Source organism: Candidatus Villigracilis vicinus (genome assembly GCF_016702885.1).
GTDB lineage: Bacteria > Chloroflexota > Anaerolineae > Anaerolineales > Villigracilaceae > Villigracilis > Villigracilis vicinus.
In genome coordinates, this window is the sequence record NZ_JADJDD010000004.1 from 1 (window position 1) to 17,505 (window position 17,505).

Below are 17,505 nucleotides of genomic sequence, written 5' to 3' on the forward strand. Positions count from 1 at the left end.
GATCTGGCTGGGCTGGAAGCCAAGTCTGTTATTCTTGAAGAGAGCCTGCCGCAGCCGGGCACAATGACCACGGTTACCATTACAGAGCAACAGCTTACTTCATGGATCGCCATGGAAATGAAGAATAACCCGACCTGCCTTGAACGAGTCAGGTCTACCTGCGCGATGGGAAGGTGCGGATCACAGGGCATGGTTAATGGAAGTGAGAGCGTCACTTCTGCATTAGTCGTTGGGGAATTGTCCATCGACGTTAACAAAGCATCCTTACTTCAAGATCGAGTCAATGCAGATCAGCCAACAGGGTAGTGCCGGGGATGTTCGTTACTCAAATGGAAGCCTGGCTGAACCAATCCCTGAGCGATGCGATCAGCGAACAGGCATAGGACTTTCATTTGGTAAGCCTAAAGGTCACCAGCAGTTTGGTGACCGTATCTGGGGACGAGATAAAAGTTTGAAGTGTAAAATCAGTCAAAAGTCCGCTGCGAGGCGGACTTTTGATTTTAACTATCATGCTTTCTCAAGGTAATTTTTTAGCATACGTAGTATTGGAAATAAATGTTGCCAAGCCAACCAGTGAAGGTCTAAATGAAAACGTATCGTAAACTGTCCGAAGAAAAATTGCGCCCAACAACTTACCCCCGGCACAATATGAAATTACACAACATGCCCAGGACCGAGCCGCCATTCAAAATGAATTTTGGGATCATAAACAAGACGGCATCTATGTGGACATTGTTTCTAGAGGCACTGTTTAGCTCTTGAAATTCGACTCTGGCTGCAGTTGGCCCAGCTTTACACAGCCACTTACCGCGGAAAATGTCACTGAGCATACCGACACGGGGAATTCTTTATGGCTTGAGAACAAGTGCGCTCCAAACATGGCGGTCACATTTGGGGCATGTCTTTGACGATGGACCTGCGCCAACCGGATTGCGCTATTGTATAAATTCTGCCTCACTCTTTTATTCCAGTGGAGGAATTGGAAAGAAGGCTATGGTGAGTATCTCGCCTTATTCAAAAGCAATATTCAGAAGAACAAGTAAAGAGGAGAATTTATGATGAGCACAAATGTTGAGACTATCACGCTGGCGGGGGGCTGTTTCTGGTGCTTGGAAGCCGTTTATGATGAAGTCAAAGGCGTGCTGTCTGTGGATTCGGGCTATGCCAACGGGCATGTTACCAACCCGGGTGTCGTGCGGTTTGCAATGGTGATAGGGCATGCCGAAATAGTGCAGATCAAGTTCAACACGTCTGTCATTTACGCTTCGCGATCTGTTGAATATTTTCTTTGTTATCCACGACCCGACCACATTGAATCGTCAGGGCGCGGATGTGGGTACGCAGTATCGCTCCGGCATTTATTATCACACGCCCGAGCAAAAGGAAGTTGCCGAGCAGACCATCCGCGAGTTGGAAGCGCAAAAGGTTTGGGGTAGCCGCATCGTCACTGAAGTGGAGCCGCTCAAAGATTTCTATAACGCTGAGGAATACCATCAGGAATATTTCGTGCGCAATCAATCCCAGCCTTATTGTCAGGCGGTTGTCGCGCCAAAGGTTGGCAAGTTCAATAAGCACTTTTTGGAGTTGTGGAAGAAGCAAGCTGCATAAGTAAAATAGGTGACAGTCACTTCCAAGTGACTGTCACCTAATAAACAGGAAAATGGTTTGTTATACTTTCCATACCTATGAACGAAAGCAAGACACTAACTTCTTCATCCGTGATCTGCCCATCTATGGCGACGCCATCCTCGCGCCCATGGACGGGTATTCTGACTGCCCCTTCCGCTCACTTTGCCGCGAACTTGGCTCTGCCATGAGCTACACCGAGTTTATCAAGGTGGAGAAGATCCTCAGTAAGTCCAAGCAGCCTGCCAAACGGATGTACTTCAACGAGCCGGAACGTCCCATCACCTTTCAAATTTATGGCGAAGACCCCGAACTTATCTTGCAAGCCGCATTGAAAATTCAAGAGAACAATCCCGATGTGATCGACCTCAATATGGGTTGCCCCGCCAAAACCATCGCGGACCGTGGTGCGGGGGTAGGCATGATGCCGTCACCGCTGCGTATTGCGCGGACGTTCCGTAAACTGGTAAAGCATTTACGCGTGCCGGTTACGGGCAAGATCGCCTCGGTTGGGATAAAAGAAAAACTATAAACTCATTGCCCGCATCATCGAAGAAGAGGGTGGTTCACTTGTCGCTGTGCATGGACGCACGAAAGAACAACGCTATGCAGGCAATGCCGATTGGGATGCTATCGCGGAAGTGAAATCGCTGGTGAAGATTCCCGTCATTGGCAGCGGTGATGTGAAAACCGTCGCCGATATTGATCGTATGAAAGCGCACGCCAACGTTGATGCAGTCATGATCGGGCGCGGTGCCATTCCAAACCCGTGGATATTCTCGCGCCTCGACCGCGACCAGGTCCCGCCGGATGTGGTCAAAGCCACCATCCGTAAACATTTAGCGCGCTGTGTTGAATTCTACGGTGATGAAGACGGCTCACGCCTCTTCCGTAAGAACGCCGTCCAATACGTGATGATGCAGCACCTCAGCCGTGACGAACGCAAAGAGATACTCAAGTCACGTCCATCTTCTGAGTTCCTTGAATTACTCGAAAAGATTTATGATTCTCCCGTCATGCAGATATAACATATAATCATCCTATGATCCTCGATCTTCCCCTCATTCTCGAAACACGGCGCAATCATGCGCTTGAACATGCCGCCATTCATTTACTGTCACACAAGCATCCCGGCAAACGCATGGCGGGACATTCCAACCCGACCGGCTTTTTCCTGCTCGGCGATCTGACCACGCAACAAATTTGGGAATCTGCAACAGAAGCGCATACGCGACTCAATTCTGGTGAAAGCGGACTCGCCGTCCACCCAGGCTGCGGAACCAACATGGCGACCACCGCGCTTCTTGCCGGGACCTTTGCATGGATGCCGCTGCGGGGAACCAAGTCTACGCTGTGGCGCCTCTTGCTCATTCCGCTTGCATTGCTCTTTGCGCTGGTAGGCTATCAACTCAGTAAACCGCTTGGACCGTGGCTTCAGAAATACGTTACCACCGAAGCGAATCTGGGCTCGATGCAGATCATAGATATTGTGCCTGTCCGCAAGGGTGTGCATCGAGTCATTACAAAGTGATTAAACACAAAGGGCACAAAGTTTCGCAAAGGTTTTCCTTCGTAGTACCTTAGTGTCCTTCGTGTTTAAGATCATATGCCTACCATCTTCCTCTTATACGGCAACGACGAATTTGCCATCACGCGCAAGCTCAAAGATTTCGAGTCTGAGTTCACCGACCCCACCACGGCGGACATGAACACGACCCGTCTCGAAGCGCGCTCCATGACCGAAAACGACTTGAACAATGCGGTCAATGCCATGCCGTTCCTCGCACCGAAGAGATTGGTTTATATCGCGTATCCTTCTGTAAATTTACCAAGCCCGATGCCCGCAAAAAGTTTTTGGAATTTTTAGAGAAAGCGCCTGATACGGCAAAAGTTGTTTTGTATGACACGGTTGAAAAAGCCAAAGATGCCGAAAAGCATTGGCTCGTCAAATGGGGCGAGAAGAATAAACCGCATGCTCGCATGCAAGCCTTCTTCCTGCCGCAACAACGTGATATGCCCGGGTGGATCATCAACGAAGCCAGAATCAAGGCGGGCAGATCGAACCTGCGGCAGCGGCGCGTCTCGCGGAGATGTCCGGCGTGGATACCCGTCAGGCGGGCATGGAAATCTCAAAGTTGCTGGCGTATGTTAACTGGGAGCGACCCGTGCGCGGGTCCGATGTGGAGGCAGTTTGCATCGTCACATCCCAGCAAAGCGTGTTCGACTTCGTCGATGCGTTGTCCCAGGGCAATGCCAAAACAGCGCAAAAGTTATTGCATCGTTTGTTAGAGAATGAAGACCCATTTTCATTGTGGGGGATGGTCGTGCGTCAATTTCGTTTGCTGCTTCAAGCGCGTGAGATCCTTGATGCGCGCGGCAATAAAGACGATGTGGCGCGCGCGCTGGCGATCCATCCGTATGTTGCCGAAAAGACCACCGGACAAGCCGGACGTTTTTCCATGGATGCTCTCGAGGCGATCTATCACCGTTTGTTGAACATTGATGAACGAGTCAAAACGAGCCAGATCACACTGGACCTGGCTCTTGATACGCTAGTGGTTGAACTGGCGCGTTAGTTAACCCTTCTTCCAATCCCCTTCTTCCGGATACAACGCTAAAAATTCATGCCCATCGCCTTTGCGCTCCTGCGTGGCAAGGTAGACGTCTTTCCATTTCAGGAAGTGTTCGGTTTGCAGGTGCGCATCACGCGCCGCCATATCGGCATAGACCTCGAATAGACTGAAGTGCGCCGGATCTGCTGCGTCTTGGAAAAATTCAAAACGCAATACACCTGGCTCAAGCCGTGTCTTTTGTGCATTTTCCAGTGTGACGGCTTTATAGGCTTCGATGCCTTCCGGTTTGATATAGTGATGGACTTGAAAGATATACATAATTTGCCTCCGTTGCTCCAAATGTACTTGAAAGGGAGGAAGGTAAATTATGCAATTTCATGACAAAGAACTAGGGCGCAAACGAGGGCATATCTGCAGCGGAGATGCTGCCAACGGCGATCAATATGAGTAGTAGACAATAGGGTGCAAAACAAAGGAAGTTGATTATCAACCCGGCGATGGCGATACCGCGTTTCGGGTCTGCTTTCCGAAGCGCCATCACGCCAAGGATGATCCCTGCAAGGGTGAGCAGTACAGTTAAGACCGCCATCACCACGCCGCCGCCGAAGACAATGGCGTATCCTGCGGTTTCACCGTCCATGCCGAAGGTGGCGCCGCCCTCGGTCATGGCGGCGAAGAGGGCGGAAGTAAATACACCAGAGCACGACAACGATGATGGCGAGAATGAAAGATATGGTTCCGAGCTTGGTTGTTTTTTTCGGGGGATTGCATGGGTATACTCCTTGATAAAGTTTTTTGAGACGATAGATAATTAACTCAAGTTGCTACCTTATATGTTTTGCGTGACGCGTCAATTTTTTCGCGAAGTTGCGAAGCCGCTACGATTTAAGTGATCGAAATAAATTTCAAAAGAACATCATCCTTGCAGGGAAAAGCGCGGTTCGCAATGCTGGAAATCTTGTTATTTTTCCATACGAAATTTTGATCAAAAGCATTCAACTGCCCGTTTCTGTTACCTGTTTAGAACAGGGCTGCCTGTTTTGGCACATCGTCTTCGTTCTTTCCGCTCCAGCCGAACTTTTTCAAGTCTACTTTGCCTTTGGCATCAAAGACCACGCCTTCGGCTTCGAGCAGCGGACGTTGCCTCTCCGCACCCGGTCGTTCGCTGATCTTGCCTTGCGAGTTGATCACTCTTTGCCACGGCACATCATCAGGGCAGTTTGCCATTGCGCCGCCAACCCACCGCGGACCGAATGCAGCATACGCTTCGAGTTCCACTCCATTAGGCGGCGGAATCATTTTTGCGATCTGCCCGTAGGCGGCGACTTTTCCACGCGGGATGAGGCGGGCGATCGCCCAGACTTGTTCGTAATAGGCTTGCGGGTTGGGGGGAGAAGAGAAGGACATAAGTTTTAAGAATTTTGAATGCAGAATGAGGAATATGAAGATGGATAATGAACCATATGTTATCTTCCATTGTCCGTGGTCTGGAGTTTATTTTGTTTTTCCATCCCAGCCATATTTTCGCATATCGATGCGCCCTCTGGGATTAAATGGGACACCCTCATCATAAAGCATGAGTTTTTGACGCTTCGCTTGGAGTCCATCCCGTTCGGTGATCTCCCCTTTGGAGTTGACCACCCGTTGCCACGGAACTTCGTTGGGGCTGGCGGCGACGGCATTGCTGACCCACAGTGCGCCGAACTCGGCGAAGGTGGCTTCATCCACACCGGCGGGCGGTGGCAGCATCTTGGCGATCTGACCATAGGAAGTAACTTTTCCGCGTGGGATGCGGGCGACAATGTTCCATACTTGAGCGTAGAAAGCTTGAGGGTCTGGGGGAGTTGGAAGTTCGGGCATGGGGGTCCTTTTTTGACGGTGGACCATGGACGATTGACGATGGATTTTCCATGGTCTTGAAATTAACGTTTGGCTATATTTTTATAGAAAAATGCCTGTCTAACATTGGCGATGAAGTTCTGGGAAAGTTCATCGGTCATGAATTGAAGTGTTGGCAGGGCATCTGCAGTAAGAGAGCCGGGATGTTCTTCTTCCGGTTTGCCGGGTTGGGCAAGTTTGGTGATCGGGTCTGAGGAGAAATCACAGGCGGCGCAAGAATCTTGCAGGAAGTGGTAATCGTAAGTGCGGTAAATGGAGCGGTTGATTTCGTAGATTGGGGTGAGGGAACCTAAAATCAGTAAACAGTAAACAGGAATTAGTAATCGACGTGGAGCGGATTTGTCGAAGATTATTTCACCAGTCATCAGCATGAGGTAAAAGAGTGGCGCAATGGAGGCGCGCATGACGAAGTCGCGGTCGCTGCCGAGCTGGATGAAGGGGATGAGGGCGAGGAGAATGCCGGTGACGATCCAATGTGGGTCTTTGTATTTGGATGGGGCAAGCACCAGCCAAAGAACTCCGCCTTCAAGCAGGAAGAAGGCGAGGAATTTATCCACGGGCAGGGATTGGAATCCGCGGGATTGGGCCGCGGTGTTGGCGGTGAAAAAGAAAAAGGAAAGAAGAAAGATGATTACGGCAGAGAGAAGTTTCTCCCAATGGAGGTTTTTGAATGGAGATTTGAAGTCGGTTTGTTTGACGAGTTCGATGATGATGTAGGGGAGAAGTCCTACCGAGGCAAGCGGAGCAAAGAAGAAGCAGAGCGACCAGAGGAGAATGATTTCGCTTCGCGTGTCACTCTGAGCGGAGCGACCCATGCGCCGCAGGGCGGTGAGAGTCTCTGGGGCAACATTTGAGAGACCCTTCGCCGCTTCGCGGCTCAGAATGACAATTAAAGTTATGCATAACCATGCCGGAATGGCTTGATTGAAGACCCAAAACAACTGAGTGGTGAAAGATGAGTATTGTAAGTTCCCTGCCCAGGTTTCGAGGTGGGTAATGGGCGGCAGGAGAGTGGGATAGTCTTTGGCAAAGAAAAGCGTGCCAAGAACATCAAGTCCGCTGAAGAAGAGGAAGAGGATAGTAGCTTTGAGGTTGGAGGTCTTGAAGAAATTGCCGAGTTGATGAGTAACGAGTAACACGCCGAGGAGTGACCAGATGAAGAGGGCGAAGTTGGCAACTTGCCAGTTGGTAAATTTTGCAATGAGAGCCGAAGGCAGCCAGAAGCCAACGTAATAGACGAGCATCTTGACCGGTCCGCTTTCGGGTTGGGCGTAGTAGACGGCCAATCGAAGTTCATCAAGTCACGCAGGACAACGTTGCGCCAGTTATGGTCCCAGTTTTGGAAGGCGTAGCCGCCGATGCCGGAGAGGAAGAGCCAAAGAGCAGTTATTAGTAACCAGTAAGCTGTTGATGGTTGGTGGTTGACCGTTGATGGTAATTGATAATTGGTAAATAGTAATTTGTAGAGCGTGAAGAGGAGGATGAGTGAAAGTGGGATAGCGATGGTTAGGCGGACCCAGCCGAAGAGGAAGAGGATGAAGGGGAGGGTGAGGTAGAGAAATGAGAGTTGGCGGGTTGATTTCATAATTAGACCGCGGATGACGGACAGCAGACCTTTCGGCAAGCTCAGGACAACGCCATGGTCTATGGTCGATGGTCTATCGTCGTTCGTAGATGATGTAATCTTCTTTTCCCATTGTAACGGAATAATACTCATTCAGAAACGCGCGCAGTTCGGGAAAGTCACGGCTGGTGTCTTCGCCGGAGACCCAGGGTTTGTCGATGGCGGTGACTTCGATGATGAAGCGTGGATTGGAGTCCGTTAGTTGGGTCATGAAGTCGGTGCGCAGGGATTGGATGTATGGATCGGATATGTGGTGATAGAAATAAAAATCGAAGACATATGATGTGGCAATTGGTGTGCGATTTTCGAGCATGGCGAGCAACGAGCCGCCGGTCCAATCCAATGGCTGGACTTTGTCTCCGGGTTCGAGATTCTTTTCGAGAAAGGCGGATATCTGTGCGGCGCGGTCTGCGGCGATGACGATGTCTTTGCCTTGGAGTTGGCGGAGGAAGGTTTGGGAAGGTTTTACGGTGATGAGGATGGTGGCGAGGAGGATGAAGGAGGAAAGAGGAAAGATGAAAGAAGGTGGATTGGTAATTGGTAATTGGTAATTGGATGATAGTGAAAGCGATGCAACGAGGATGATGGTGTAGATGAATGGAATGTAGTGATAGGGAAAGAACTGTCCTGTCAGCGCGGGGTAGATGGCATAAATAGCGGCGAGACTAGCGAGTAGATAGGTTTGGCGGTTGCGATGGAGATAGATGCCAATCCCTGCAGGGATGAGCCAAAGAGCGCTTCCGCCCAAACGCCAGAGTTGATTCAGCAAATAAGCCATGCGCTCCGCTGACGGTGTGATCGCCATCTCACCGTTGATCTGGGTGTAAAGCGGAACATAGTTGAGGATAATATCGATGAGAGGGGAGAGAGATTGAGTGAACGTTAGATATAGAATGACGAGTAAAACGGGAATTGCAAACCCAATGGCAACAGGAAGAATGATCTGCTTTGCAAGCGATGGCAGAGAAAACTCGCGGCGTTGTCTCAGGTCTGCAATGTCAAAGAGCAGGAAGGGGAGGAGTCCGAGCGCGGCGTGAGGTTTGAGTGTGGCGGCGAGTCCGTAGAGGAGACCCAGCATGAGGCGTTTGCGAAAATTCAGAGAGTCGGTCACGCCGATCCAAATGGAAAGAGAAATGAAGATGAGGATAATGTATTCGCGTTGCAGGGAAAGATTGGGACCGCCTTGCAAATATTTGAGCGTGAAGAGGATGGGCGCGGCAATGGCTGTGAATTTTCCGAAGCGGCGCATGGCGAAGTAGGTGATGATCGAGATGGCGGCAAGGATGACGATGTCGAAGATGCGGATGCGAAGCGGACCGAAGTTGCTGCCTGTGCCGAGAACATAGTAGGCGAAAAAACTTCCGGGCATTTGGAAGTCGAAGAAGTCTTTGTAGGGGATCTGCCCGTTTTGCATAAGGAAGGCTTCGTAGAAGAGCGGAGCTTCGTCGTGGGCGATGGGCCATTGAAGCGAGAATGCCGCCTGTGTGAGGAGCAAGGCGGCAAGCAAAACGAAAACGATGGTTGTGATGCGTTGAAGATTATTTGACATCTTCTCCAAGGTCCATTTCGGTGGTGGATAGAATTTCACGCGTGATGGGGTTGACCCTGGCAATGAAGTTCTTGTCGTTGACGTTGTAAATGATGATGAAGTTGGAAGAGTCTTTGTAATATTGCGATTGGATGGCGTCTACGTTTTCGATCAACTCGGTATAGTTGCTGCCGCTGACATCGGAGATGCCGATGGTGAGTTTGTCGCGGTAATCGAAGAAGGTATCTCCGTTCGTATCGGCTTTGACAATGTTGTAAATCCAAAACTCGATGACCGGGGCGGGCTTTTCGGGGTCATTGGAATCATAAACGAATTGAGGGAACCCGGCAGTTTGCTGGATGACAAGATCATTGCTGGGCAGGAGGCGGTGATATTCCCCGGTCTGGGTGTTGAAGAATACATAGTTGTAGGTGACGTAGGAAGAGTAGCCAGAGTATCCGCTGCTGTTGATCCATTCGAAGGGGTTGCGGCTGGAGTCTCGAGCCATTTCGATGGGGACAATGCCCGCCATAAGGTAGTCGGTGCCTGCAATGGAAGTAAATGAGGAGAGGGTCTTTTCAACCGGGGCAGGTGCAGCGGGATTTTCTGTGTTGGGGGCAGAACTTTGCGGGATGATGTTGCGGCTGCAAGCAAAGGTTGAGAGGGGGAGAATAAGAACGAGCAGTGGGATGAAAAAACGTTTCATGACAACCTCACTTTATTTGTAGATGACGCGAAAGCGTTCACAAACGAGCGGCATGTCTTCTGTAAATTCTTTGCCGATGAGAGACAGCGTACGGGTGAAGAAGCGTTTATGCCCTGCGCGCCAACTTTCAAGCGTTAGGTCATCTTCCCCTTCGGCACGGGCAAAGTCTGCATCCACTTCGTTGTATTTGCGGAAGGTCACTTCGATGGTTTCGACCACGCACATCGGTTTGTTGCGTCCGTCGAGTACTAGCCAGAGCATGCCCAGGTGTGGAAAGGACTCGCCTTTGGCTTCATACTCCCATACAGCAGAGCAGGTGGCAGATTTAACTCCGCTTAAGACGAGATTGCCGAGTTCATCAGCAAGAGCGGGGTTATCTCCGAAGGGTTCGGCGATATAAGGTTTGCCCTGATAAGGAGGATTCGCGCCGAGGAAATTTTCCCAATAGGCTTCAATTTGTGCCTGGGTCACTCGACGAACTCTCCGCCAATAACTTCCTGTTCGATCATTTTTCGGTCGGCGTTGAATTTGAAATTGGCTTCAATGCGTTGGAAGCATTTGTTCTCGCCAATCAGCACTTTGCGGGCATAGAACACGTCGCCGTCTGCTTCGTATTCAACACTGAGGTCGTTGTCAACATCGATGCGCCCGGTGACGGTCTCGCCGCAGCGTTTGCATTTGACGGTAAAGGTGTAATATTCTTTTTTGTAGGGTTCGCGAGGAGCAAAAAGTTTTTTGAGAAAATTCATGGTTAACCTTCCTTCGTCTCATAACCATACAATTCCACTTTGAAAGCGGAGAGCGAGCGGTTGATATCTGTGATGAAAACGATCAGAGATGCGATCAACGAACCCAGACACGCAATAAAAATGATGCTGAGCAGCCAGGCATCTTCAATCCCGAATAAAGCGGTGATGAACAGAATAATGATGAGCAAAGCCGCGCATAATAAACTGACAGCAGCGAAAAGGATCGAGAGACGTATCAGCTTTGCTTGACTCCATAAAATATCTATCTGTGCAAGCGTTTTCTGTTTAGAAGGTCCGGCTTGAGACTCGGAAATTGCCAATAAGTTGCGGGCACGATCAATGACGCGCGAGAGGCGGTTGGTCATGCTCAGCAAAAGCAAGCCAACCCCCGAGATGAGGATCACGGGTCCGATGGCGGTTTGCAAAACGGGAATAAGCTCTTGAATCGTGGTCATTTAAAATCCCACTTCTTCAACACATCCATCGCTTTGAGGTGGGTCAAATCCAATTGCAGCGGCGTAATGGAAACCATGCCCGCACGCAATGCGCCGAAGTCGGTGCCGGGCTCGTCCACGCCGGTGGGGGCTTCGCCGCCGATCCAGTAATAGGGTTTGCCGCGCGGGTCACTGCGTACATCGAGCGCATCACGGTACACACGCAAGCCTTGTCTTGTGATCATATAACCCTTGAGTTCGGATTCAAGCAGATACGGGACATTGACATTAACAACGACGCCTTCAGGCAAGCCATCGGCAATGACCTGTTCGACGACACGCCTCCCCACTACGGCGGCGGTTGAGTAATCGAGTGGACCTTTGTGCCCCTCGGGCGAATCCAATGAAACGGCGACGCCGCGTACGCCCGCAATGACGGCTTCCATCGCGGCAGTGACGGTGCCGGAGTAGGTCACATCGTGCCCCAGGTTGGCATTCGGGTTGATCCCGGAAACGACGATGTCAATTGGGTCTTCGATCAGTCCAAGCAATGGCAAAGCGACGCAATCTGAAGGCGCGCCATCCGAAGCAAACGCAGAGGTGCCATCTGCGAGAGTCACTTCCTTGACTCGCAACGGACGTTCCATGGTTTTGACGTGACCCGATGCAGACCAGTTCTTATCGGGGGCAAATACGGTCACTTTGCCAAGTTTGCGCATTTCCTGCGCGAGTGCAAGAAGCCCAGGGGCGGTGACGCCGTCGTCGTTGGTGACTAGGATATGCATGATTTAATTTTCCGATTTTGTTTGAAATTGGTGATTGGCGATTGGTAATTGAATTATACGCCATGCGGTTGGCAAAGAAAAACGCCCTGCTTTGTGGGCAGAGCGCATTAGAGATGATGTACGATAGACCACTGACCATAGACTGACAAAGATCGTCCGTGGTCTATCGTCTGTTGTCTATGGTTAGGGTATCAACATGATCAGCAGGGTAATCCCTAATCCTACCAAAGTTCCCTTGGCAACGACTTTCATCGCCTGACGTTTGATCTTGGCGTCTTCTGCTGAGTCTTTGACCCGTTCGTATTTATCTGAGGTGAGGCGTACACTACGCGCTGCGAGGGCTACTCAGGTTTTGTCGAGGGCTTGAAAGATGGAAACCGCCCCGGCGGAGAACATGGCGAAAAGCGGCAGCCGCCAGAGCTTGTCCGCGCCGAAGTAGAGCATGGCGGCAAGAATGCCAAATGTGATCACAAGCTGGAGGATGCCGAAGTCCATGCGTTTTTTGCGCTCGGCAGGGCTGATATTCGGGACACAGGCATCGCCTGTGCTGTTGCCTTCGGGGTTAAAGACTATTTTTGGGCGTGGGTTCGCTCATACAAATCCCTTTCGTGCGGTAGAGACGTTCCCAGCCGTGAAATTTTTACTGGAGTTTTTAGCTCTTTGCAACCAAATTTGCAAACTGGCGTACATCTTCTCAACGCACTCTAAATTTAAGAGAAGCAGATAGGAATTTACATGAAAGCGATCATTACAGAGCGATATGGCACTCCCGATGTGCTGGAGTTCAAAGAGACAGCAAAACCTACCCCTAAAGATAACGAAGTATTGGTAAAAATCCATGCGGCGTCCCTAAACATGTTTGACTGGCATTTATTGACCGCAGATATTTTCCTTGTGCGGTTAAACGCCGGGTTCTTCAAGCCCAAATATAAAATCCCCGGTGCAGATGTTGCCGGGCGGGTCGAAGCCGTTGGTAAAAATGTGACACAGTTCAAAGTTGGGGATGAAGTCTATGGCGACCTGGCGGCAAGCGGCTGCGGCAGCTTCGCAGAATATGTGGCGGTGCCGGAAAAAGCGCTGGCGTTGAAACCGGTCAACCTGACTTTTGAAGAGGCGGCGGCTTTCCCGATGGCGGCAGTGACAGCCTTGCAAGGTTTGCGCGACGCGGGCAAGATCCAAGCCGGGCACAAGGTATTGATTCAGGGCGCTTCGGGTGGAGTCGGTTCGTTTGCAGTGCAGATCGCCAAAGTATTGGGTGCGGAAGTCACCGCTGTGTGCAGTACGCGTAACATGGAACTGGTCCGTTCGTTGGGTGCTGACCATGTCATTGATTACACCAAAGAAGATTTCACCAAAAACAGAAAACAGTACGACTTGATTCTTGCCGTGAATGGGTATCATCCCATCACTGATTACAAAGATGCGCTTACCCCCAAGGGAATGTATGTGATGGCAGGCGGTACGACGAAGCAAATTTTTGAAGCGGTACTGCGCGGTTCGTTCGTTTCTGAAAAGGACGGCAGGAAATTGGGCGCATTAACCGCGCAGCCCAAGCAGGCAGATCTTATCTATCTAAAAGGTTTGGCAGAGGCAGGTAAGATCAAGCCTGTCATCGATAAACGCTATCCATTAAGCGAAACCGCGCAAGCCCTTCGATATCTTGGAGAAGGACATGCGCGCGGGAAAGTGATTTTGACCGTTGCATCTTAAACAAAAAAAATCCTGAAGGTTTTCTTCAGGATTTTTTTGTTTAACCCAAGTTGCGACCTATAAGAGGTGAAGAAAAACCAACGCCAAAGAAGTGGCAACTTGAGTTATTTACATGAAATGCTTGTTATGGCGCAACTCTCAGTAGCACCCCGTTCTGTGACGGGTCTTGCAGTAGATAGCCATCATCTATCTTGTTATATGGGATGCCTGCATTTTCCACGCGGGCGGTGACTTCGGCGAGCACGGAAGGATTCGGGTAATCCACGGTCATGAAGCGTAGACCTACGGCATCGGCGGGGGGCGGAGGCGCGCCGCGTCCGTTCCAGGTGTTGAGACCGATGTGGTGGTGATATCCACCAGCTGAGACGAAGGCCATGCCGATTCCTTTGGAAACACCCATTACATCAAAGCCGAGCACGCCGTGATAAAAGTCAATCGTTTCAGGGATATCGCGCACATGCAAGTGGACATGACCCATGCGGGTTTCAGCAGGGATGTTCACATCGAGGCGGTCATCTTCTTTGAGGTGAGTAAAGAGCGCGTCGACATCAAGCGCTTCGCGTCCATCGCTCCAGCGTCCGTCTGCCCAGCGGGCTTCGTAGTTGCCGTCTTTGATCGTCCATGAACCATCTTCGGGTGATTCGCAATACAACTCAATGCCGTTGCCTTCGGGGTCATTGAGGTAGGTGGTCTTGGTCATGACATGGTCGGTGGGCGAGTTGGGAACTTTCAACGCAAACAAACGCGCCATGGCAATGGCAAGCTCGCGGCGATTCGGGAAGACGATGGCAAAGTGATACAAACCGGTCGTGCGTTGGTAGCGCTTGAGGTTCGGTTCTTCGGTGAATTGGAGCAAGTCCGCGCCGCCAGCGCCGAGACCGGCTTTGTTGCCTTCGCGCCAGTGGACTTTGAAGCCCATTGCCTTTTCGTAGAACAGGATCTGATTTTCAAGACTCGCCACGGTCAGGGAGACATGTCCCATTCTGGTGGCGGGGTGAACCGAATATTCCTGAAGCGTGTTTGGTTGCGTCATCATGTTTACCTCTAACGTGGAGTCCGATGTCTTTCGGCATCGGACTCGATTGTACTTTAAGATTTATGCAATTACGTTCAAAGCCAATGCGCCTTCGGTAGCCTCAAAACCGATTTTTTTATGAGTGCCATCGCAAAACGGTTTATTGGCAGACTGTCCACAACGGCAGAGCGCGACCATTTTTTCGACGGTCTTGGTATTGCCTTCCGCGTCGGTAAATGTAAAGTTTCCTGCGATCAGGTATGGACCGCTTTTGCTTGCCTTGATTTCGAGATTTTCGGACATGGTGTTGTAACTCCTTGGAAAAATTAGATTTAGGATAAGGCAAAACGCCCGTATGCCACAAAGATAGATAATGCGAGCAGAACAATATTCACGGGAATGACCTGATATTCTTTCTTTGGCAAATGCACCATGAAAATCGCGAGCACTTGAATGATCGAAAGACCCACAGCGGCGAGCGGGGTCAGCCATGGCAGAATACCGGTGAGCATTGGTAAGATCATGCCTAACGCGCCGAGCAATTCTGAAACGCCTACAAAGCGGATGTAACCATCCTGTTGATCGTGCGCCCAGGTCATCTGCGGATTCTTGCGCACGCCATCGGGTTGAAAGGTCTTCATACCGCCTGCCATGCCATACATGCCAGCCAGCAACACTTGAGCGACCCATAAAGCGATGTTCATCTTGACTCTCCTTGAGTTGTTTGATAATATACATTTGTTGCCTAAACAACAGATGTTGTCTAATTTACCAATCCCCGCTTTGAAAGTCAACCAACAAAGACTTGAGAATGTTGACTAAGCAACAAAGGAGCGAAAATGTTGCCTAACCCAAGAGAAGAAGAAAAACTGGACCCCCGCGTCAAACGGACCCGCGGCTTGATTCTGCAATCCTTTGAATCTCTTCTCGCCGAAAAAGGATTCGAATCCATTTCTGTGCAAGATGTGACCGATAAGGCACAGGTCAACCGTGCCACGTTTTATGCTCATTTCCCCGATAAATACGCCCTGCTTGATTACACCATCCAAAAAGCATTTATGGCTGAGATCGAAAAACGAACGTTGAATGTGTGTAGCTATAGTGAAGACAATCTTCGTAACTTGATCCTTGCCGTAGTGGAATTTCTTTCGCGTGTTCATACGGGCTGTGCTCAGCCGCATCAGCAATTTGAGTCACTTATTGAAGGTACGATCAAGAAGCAGATATTTGATTTGCTTTCGTATTGGCTGCGGAAGTCAAAAGTCCCCACCGAAATTCCTGCCACCGTTGCTTCCTGGGCGATCTACGGATTGGCATCACACTACAGCCATATGAAAAAACGCCCCGCCCTCGAAAAATTCGTGGACGAAGCGTATCCATTGGTGGCAGTCAATTTAGAACAGTTTGCGTAATGATATTGTAGGGGCGGATCGCGATCCGCCCCTACGGGTTATAACGACCGTTTGAAATTCACAAACGCATCTTCTTCAGAGGGGTCAGCGCCGTACGCCATGGCGAGATAATACGCCATGTAATCGCCAAAAATGATCAATGTCCATAAATGTGCAATGACCGAGTCTCCGCGGGCATCGATCACGTCCGTGTTCAAGGCTTCGAGCATGAAAGCTTGACGCATCAAGTCTGAGCGTAGTTTGTTGCGTGGATGGTCGCTCGGCGCACGCATGAAGAGCGTCATGGTGTGGGCATTGAGAGTCGGGTTTGGGTTGATGGTGGCGATCAGTGTGTTATGCGTCGCTTCGGGGATGATCTCGAAGTTCGCGCCAGCTTTGGCAAGCTGATTGATCTGAGTCTTCCAGCGATATGCCACGGGAGCAAGATTTTCAGTCGCAACGAAGGTCACCCAACGTCCCACTAATTGACCAGCATAACGCTTGGCGGGATTCTTCGCAGCGATCATCTCTGGGACGATGTGCTGTTGCGAGCGTTTCATCATTGCCACGGCTTCGGCGACATCTGTGCTGGGGTCAGGGATCAAGCCGAGGCGGGCGAAGAGGGCGAGGGTCAAAGCGTAGGGATAGGCGATGGCGGTCGTGTCCATGCCTGTGTAGGTGAAGTTCCACACGGGCAGATTGTTGGCTTGGGCGCGCTCGGTCAATTTGCCGCCGGTGGAGATGACAATGATCTTGCAACCGTTTTTCAGCGCGGACTCAAACGCATCCAACACTTCTTCTGAATTGCCGGAATGCGAGAGACAAACAACCAGAGTCTTGTCTGTGGCAGAGGCGGGCAGTCCATAACCGCGGTGAACGCTCACGGGGAGTGAGAGGCTTGAGGAAACCGAAGCAACTACCAGTTCGGCAGCCGAGCCGGAGTCTCCCATCGCGCTAAGGATGATGTTGTGAACCTCATCCAGTTTCGGCAACGACAACGTCTGCGCCAAACCCCATGCGGATTGAAGTTGATCGGGCAGACCGTTGATCTGCGCGATCATGTTTAGTCTATCTATTTGTTTGAAGAGTTCGAGGTCGTCAAGATTCATTTTTCTTTTTACCCATTACTGTGACAAATGCAAACAAGATCAGCCCCCACGAAAGGACGCTGAAAATACTAGGGGTGTAGTTTAGGATACTTCTAATTGTTCGAAGCGACCCTGGGAAAAACGATATGAGTTGATCCATATTGTTAACCGTCAGTAAATTGATGACGTCGAGAGTCTGACCAAGCGCCGCGAAGAACAGGGCGATGATGAATAGAACGGATGCACGGGGCGATACGCGAAACTTCACCAAGGCAAGCACAAAGCCTGCCAGCCAGATCAAACATAAGATAGGGGTTGCGTAAACCTGTATTTTTGCTGCGAGTACCATACTGTTCCTTTAGTTCTAAAGAATTGGC

At 50.5% G+C, this 17,505-nt stretch carries 26 protein-coding genes and 2 pseudogenes; 11 read left to right on the forward strand and 17 right to left on the reverse strand.

The window, feature by feature from the left end:
• The 9 genes and pseudogenes from IPG80_RS04760 to holA all read left to right on the forward strand — a co-directional run.
• A partial coding sequence (locus IPG80_RS04760; protein WP_345103254.1) for a hypothetical protein occupies positions 1-306 on the forward strand: 306 nt, incomplete at its 5' end.
• Between the two features lie 377 nt (positions 307-683).
• Positions 684-908, forward strand: a pseudogene (locus tag IPG80_RS04765) (peptide-methionine (R)-S-oxide reductase).
• Positions 817-1,059, forward strand: coding sequence for a peptide-methionine (R)-S-oxide reductase (locus IPG80_RS04770; RefSeq protein ID WP_345103255.1), 243 nt, complete (start codon positions 817-819; stop codon positions 1,057-1,059). The pseudogene IPG80_RS04765 and the gene IPG80_RS04770 overlap by 92 nt, the downstream one beginning before the upstream one ends.
• Positions 1,059-1,608, forward strand: a pseudogene (msrA, locus tag IPG80_RS04775) (peptide-methionine (S)-S-oxide reductase MsrA). The gene IPG80_RS04770 and the pseudogene msrA overlap by 1 nt, the downstream one beginning before the upstream one ends.
• A 52-nt stretch (positions 1,609-1,660) precedes the next feature.
• A complete protein-coding gene (locus tag IPG80_RS04780; protein ID WP_345103256.1) occupies positions 1,661-2,158 on the forward strand; it encodes a tRNA-dihydrouridine synthase family protein in 498 nt (165 codons plus the stop codon).
• A gap of 13 nt (positions 2,159-2,171) precedes the next feature.
• The gene (locus tag IPG80_RS04785; RefSeq protein ID WP_345103335.1) at positions 2,172-2,654 is read left to right on the forward strand and encodes a tRNA-dihydrouridine synthase; all 483 of its coding nucleotides are present in this window, start codon (positions 2,172-2,174) and stop codon (positions 2,652-2,654) included.
• Between the two features lie 14 nt (positions 2,655-2,668).
• The gene (locus tag IPG80_RS04790; protein WP_345103257.1) at positions 2,669-3,157 is read left to right on the forward strand and encodes a DUF6391 domain-containing protein; all 489 of its coding nucleotides are present in this window, start codon (positions 2,669-2,671) and stop codon (positions 3,155-3,157) included.
• A 75-nt stretch (positions 3,158-3,232) separates the two neighbouring features.
• Positions 3,233-3,493, forward strand: coding sequence for a hypothetical protein (locus IPG80_RS04795; RefSeq protein ID WP_345103258.1), 261 nt, complete (start codon positions 3,233-3,235; stop codon positions 3,491-3,493).
• A gap of 154 nt (positions 3,494-3,647) precedes the next feature.
• Positions 3,648-4,202 (forward strand): DNA polymerase III subunit delta, encoded by a 555-nt coding sequence (gene holA / locus IPG80_RS04800; RefSeq protein WP_345103259.1) that lies wholly within the window; start codon positions 3,648-3,650, stop codon positions 4,200-4,202.
• Here the strand turns inward: holA and IPG80_RS04805 are convergent, their stop codons facing one another.
• The 12 genes from IPG80_RS04805 to IPG80_RS04860 all read right to left on the reverse strand — a co-directional run bounded on the left by IPG80_RS04805 (position 4,203) and on the right by IPG80_RS04860 (position 12,419).
• A complete protein-coding gene (locus IPG80_RS04805; RefSeq protein WP_345103260.1) occupies positions 4,203-4,517 on the reverse strand; it encodes a putative quinol monooxygenase in 315 nt (104 codons plus the stop codon). It abuts the gene before it with no gap.
• 70 nt (positions 4,518-4,587) lie between these two features.
• Positions 4,588-4,908 (reverse strand): hypothetical protein, encoded by a 321-nt coding sequence (locus IPG80_RS04810; RefSeq protein ID WP_345103262.1) that lies wholly within the window; start codon positions 4,906-4,908, stop codon positions 4,588-4,590.
• 311 nt (positions 4,909-5,219) lie between these two features.
• A complete protein-coding gene (locus IPG80_RS04815) occupies positions 5,220-5,606 on the reverse strand; it encodes an MGMT family protein (RefSeq protein WP_345103264.1) in 387 nt (128 codons plus the stop codon).
• Positions 5,607-5,693: 87 nt separating this feature from the next.
• Entirely contained in the window at positions 5,694-6,059 is a 366-nt protein-coding gene (locus tag IPG80_RS04820; protein ID WP_345103266.1) for an MGMT family protein, read from the reverse strand.
• Positions 6,060-6,121: 62 nt separating this feature from the next.
• Positions 6,122-7,384 carry a hypothetical protein gene (locus IPG80_RS04825; RefSeq protein ID WP_345103268.1) on the reverse strand — a complete coding sequence of 421 codons (1,263 nt, stop codon included), beginning with the start codon at positions 7,382-7,384 and terminating at the stop codon, positions 6,122-6,124.
• A gap of 372 nt (positions 7,385-7,756) precedes the next feature.
• Entirely contained in the window at positions 7,757-9,271 is a 1,515-nt protein-coding gene (locus IPG80_RS04830; protein WP_345103270.1) for a hypothetical protein, read from the reverse strand.
• Positions 9,261-9,956, reverse strand: a complete 696-nt coding sequence (locus IPG80_RS04835; protein WP_345103272.1) for a hypothetical protein — start codon at positions 9,954-9,956, stop codon at positions 9,261-9,263. Before IPG80_RS04835 ends, IPG80_RS04830 begins: the two co-directional genes overlap by 11 nt.
• Positions 9,957-9,968: 12 nt before the next feature.
• Positions 9,969-10,427 carry an ASCH domain-containing protein gene (locus IPG80_RS04840; protein WP_345103274.1) on the reverse strand — a complete coding sequence of 153 codons (459 nt, stop codon included), beginning with the start codon at positions 10,425-10,427 and terminating at the stop codon, positions 9,969-9,971.
• Complete coding sequence (locus IPG80_RS04845; protein WP_345103276.1) at positions 10,424-10,705, reverse strand: hypothetical protein; 282 nt, start codon at positions 10,703-10,705, stop codon at positions 10,424-10,426. Before IPG80_RS04845 ends, IPG80_RS04840 begins: the two co-directional genes overlap by 4 nt.
• A gap of 2 nt (positions 10,706-10,707) precedes the next feature.
• Positions 10,708-11,160 carry a DUF2721 domain-containing protein gene (locus IPG80_RS04850; RefSeq protein ID WP_345103278.1) on the reverse strand — a complete coding sequence of 151 codons (453 nt, stop codon included), beginning with the start codon at positions 11,158-11,160 and terminating at the stop codon, positions 10,708-10,710.
• Positions 11,157-11,924, reverse strand: coding sequence for a 5'/3'-nucleotidase SurE (gene surE / locus IPG80_RS04855; protein ID WP_345103280.1), 768 nt, complete (start codon positions 11,922-11,924; stop codon positions 11,157-11,159). The genes IPG80_RS04850 and surE overlap by 4 nt, the downstream gene beginning before the upstream one ends.
• 345 nt (positions 11,925-12,269) lie before the next feature.
• Positions 12,270-12,419, reverse strand: a complete 150-nt coding sequence (locus tag IPG80_RS04860) for a hypothetical protein (protein WP_345103283.1) — start codon at positions 12,417-12,419, stop codon at positions 12,270-12,272.
• Between the two features lie 240 nt (positions 12,420-12,659).
• Here IPG80_RS04860 and IPG80_RS04865 point away from each other — a divergent pair, with 240 nt between their 5' ends.
• Positions 12,660-13,634 (forward strand): NAD(P)-dependent alcohol dehydrogenase, encoded by a 975-nt coding sequence (locus IPG80_RS04865; protein ID WP_345103285.1) that lies wholly within the window; start codon positions 12,660-12,662, stop codon positions 13,632-13,634.
• Positions 13,635-13,758: 124 nt separating this feature from the next.
• Here IPG80_RS04865 and IPG80_RS04870 read toward each other — a convergent pair whose 3' ends face one another.
• The 3 genes from IPG80_RS04870 to IPG80_RS04880 are packed head-to-tail and all read right to left on the reverse strand — an operon-like array spanning position 13,759 to position 15,353.
• Positions 13,759-14,670 carry a VOC family protein gene (locus tag IPG80_RS04870; RefSeq protein ID WP_345103287.1) on the reverse strand — a complete coding sequence of 304 codons (912 nt, stop codon included), beginning with the start codon at positions 14,668-14,670 and terminating at the stop codon, positions 13,759-13,761.
• Between the two features lie 60 nt (positions 14,671-14,730).
• The gene (locus tag IPG80_RS04875) at positions 14,731-14,952 is read right to left on the reverse strand and encodes a CDGSH iron-sulfur domain-containing protein (protein ID WP_345103289.1); all 222 of its coding nucleotides are present in this window, start codon (positions 14,950-14,952) and stop codon (positions 14,731-14,733) included.
• Between the two features lie 29 nt (positions 14,953-14,981).
• Positions 14,982-15,353 carry a DoxX family protein gene (locus IPG80_RS04880; RefSeq protein WP_345103291.1) on the reverse strand — a complete coding sequence of 124 codons (372 nt, stop codon included), beginning with the start codon at positions 15,351-15,353 and terminating at the stop codon, positions 14,982-14,984.
• 135 nt (positions 15,354-15,488) lie between these two features.
• On the opposite strand from IPG80_RS04880, the gene IPG80_RS04885 reads away from it, so the two are divergent.
• Positions 15,489-16,061, forward strand: a complete 573-nt coding sequence (locus IPG80_RS04885; RefSeq protein ID WP_345103293.1) for a TetR/AcrR family transcriptional regulator — start codon at positions 15,489-15,491, stop codon at positions 16,059-16,061.
• A 38-nt stretch (positions 16,062-16,099) separates the two neighbouring features.
• On the opposite strand, the gene IPG80_RS04890 is transcribed toward IPG80_RS04885, so the two are convergent.
• Together IPG80_RS04890 and IPG80_RS04895 are read right to left on the reverse strand one after the other, a co-directional pair.
• Positions 16,100-17,149 (reverse strand): SIS domain-containing protein, encoded by a 1,050-nt coding sequence (locus IPG80_RS04890; RefSeq protein ID WP_345103295.1) that lies wholly within the window; start codon positions 17,147-17,149, stop codon positions 16,100-16,102.
• The gene (locus IPG80_RS04895) at positions 17,139-17,477 is read right to left on the reverse strand and encodes a hypothetical protein (RefSeq protein WP_345103297.1); all 339 of its coding nucleotides are present in this window, start codon (positions 17,475-17,477) and stop codon (positions 17,139-17,141) included. The genes IPG80_RS04890 and IPG80_RS04895 overlap by 11 nt, the downstream gene beginning before the upstream one ends.
• Positions 17,478-17,505 lie beyond the last annotated feature (28 nt).

Excerpts from the sequence above, each read along its gene's own strand:
- IPG80_RS04830 (WP_345103270.1), bottom strand. The coding sequence starts at position 9,271 with ATGTCAAATAATCTTCAACGCATCACAACCATCGTTTTCGTTTTGCTT.
- IPG80_RS04865 (WP_345103285.1), top strand. The coding sequence starts at position 12,660 with ATGAAAGCGATCATTACAGAGCGATATGGCACTCCCGATGTGCTGGAG.
- IPG80_RS04860 (WP_345103283.1), bottom strand. The coding sequence starts at position 12,419 with ATGGACTTCGGCATCCTCCAGCTTGTGATCACATTTGGCATTCTTGCC.
- IPG80_RS04795 (WP_345103258.1), top strand. The coding sequence starts at position 3,233 with ATGCCTACCATCTTCCTCTTATACGGCAACGACGAATTTGCCATCACG.
- IPG80_RS04780 (WP_345103256.1), top strand. The coding sequence starts at position 1,661 with ATGGTTTGTTATACTTTCCATACCTATGAACGAAAGCAAGACACTAAC.
- IPG80_RS04890 (WP_345103295.1), bottom strand. The coding sequence starts at position 17,149 with ATGAATCTTGACGACCTCGAACTCTTCAAACAAATAGATAGACTAAAC.
- IPG80_RS04805 (WP_345103260.1), bottom strand. The coding sequence starts at position 4,517 with ATGTATATCTTTCAAGTCCATCACTATATCAAACCGGAAGGCATCGAA.
- IPG80_RS04815 (WP_345103264.1), bottom strand. The coding sequence starts at position 5,606 with ATGTCCTTCTCTTCTCCCCCCAACCCGCAAGCCTATTACGAACAAGTC.
- IPG80_RS04820 (WP_345103266.1), bottom strand. The coding sequence starts at position 6,059 with ATGCCCGAACTTCCAACTCCCCCAGACCCTCAAGCTTTCTACGCTCAA.
- IPG80_RS04880 (WP_345103291.1), bottom strand. The coding sequence starts at position 15,353 with ATGAACATCGCTTTATGGGTCGCTCAAGTGTTGCTGGCTGGCATGTAT.
- surE (WP_345103280.1), bottom strand. The coding sequence starts at position 11,924 with ATGCATATCCTAGTCACCAACGACGACGGCGTCACCGCCCCTGGGCTT.
- IPG80_RS04895 (WP_345103297.1), bottom strand. The coding sequence starts at position 17,477 with ATGGTACTCGCAGCAAAAATACAGGTTTACGCAACCCCTATCTTATGT.
- IPG80_RS04845 (WP_345103276.1), bottom strand. The coding sequence starts at position 10,705 with ATGAATTTTCTCAAAAAACTTTTTGCTCCTCGCGAACCCTACAAAAAA.
- IPG80_RS04770 (WP_345103255.1), top strand. The coding sequence starts at position 817 with ATGTCACTGAGCATACCGACACGGGGAATTCTTTATGGCTTGAGAACA.
- IPG80_RS04850 (WP_345103278.1), bottom strand. The coding sequence starts at position 11,160 with ATGACCACGATTCAAGAGCTTATTCCCGTTTTGCAAACCGCCATCGGA.
- IPG80_RS04885 (WP_345103293.1), top strand. The coding sequence starts at position 15,489 with ATGTTGCCTAACCCAAGAGAAGAAGAAAAACTGGACCCCCGCGTCAAA.
- IPG80_RS04790 (WP_345103257.1), top strand. The coding sequence starts at position 2,669 with ATGATCCTCGATCTTCCCCTCATTCTCGAAACACGGCGCAATCATGCG.
- IPG80_RS04875 (WP_345103289.1), bottom strand. The coding sequence starts at position 14,952 with ATGTCCGAAAATCTCGAAATCAAGGCAAGCAAAAGCGGTCCATACCTG.
- IPG80_RS04870 (WP_345103287.1), bottom strand. The coding sequence starts at position 14,670 with ATGATGACGCAACCAAACACGCTTCAGGAATATTCGGTTCACCCCGCC.
- IPG80_RS04835 (WP_345103272.1), bottom strand. The coding sequence starts at position 9,956 with ATGAAACGTTTTTTCATCCCACTGCTCGTTCTTATTCTCCCCCTCTCA.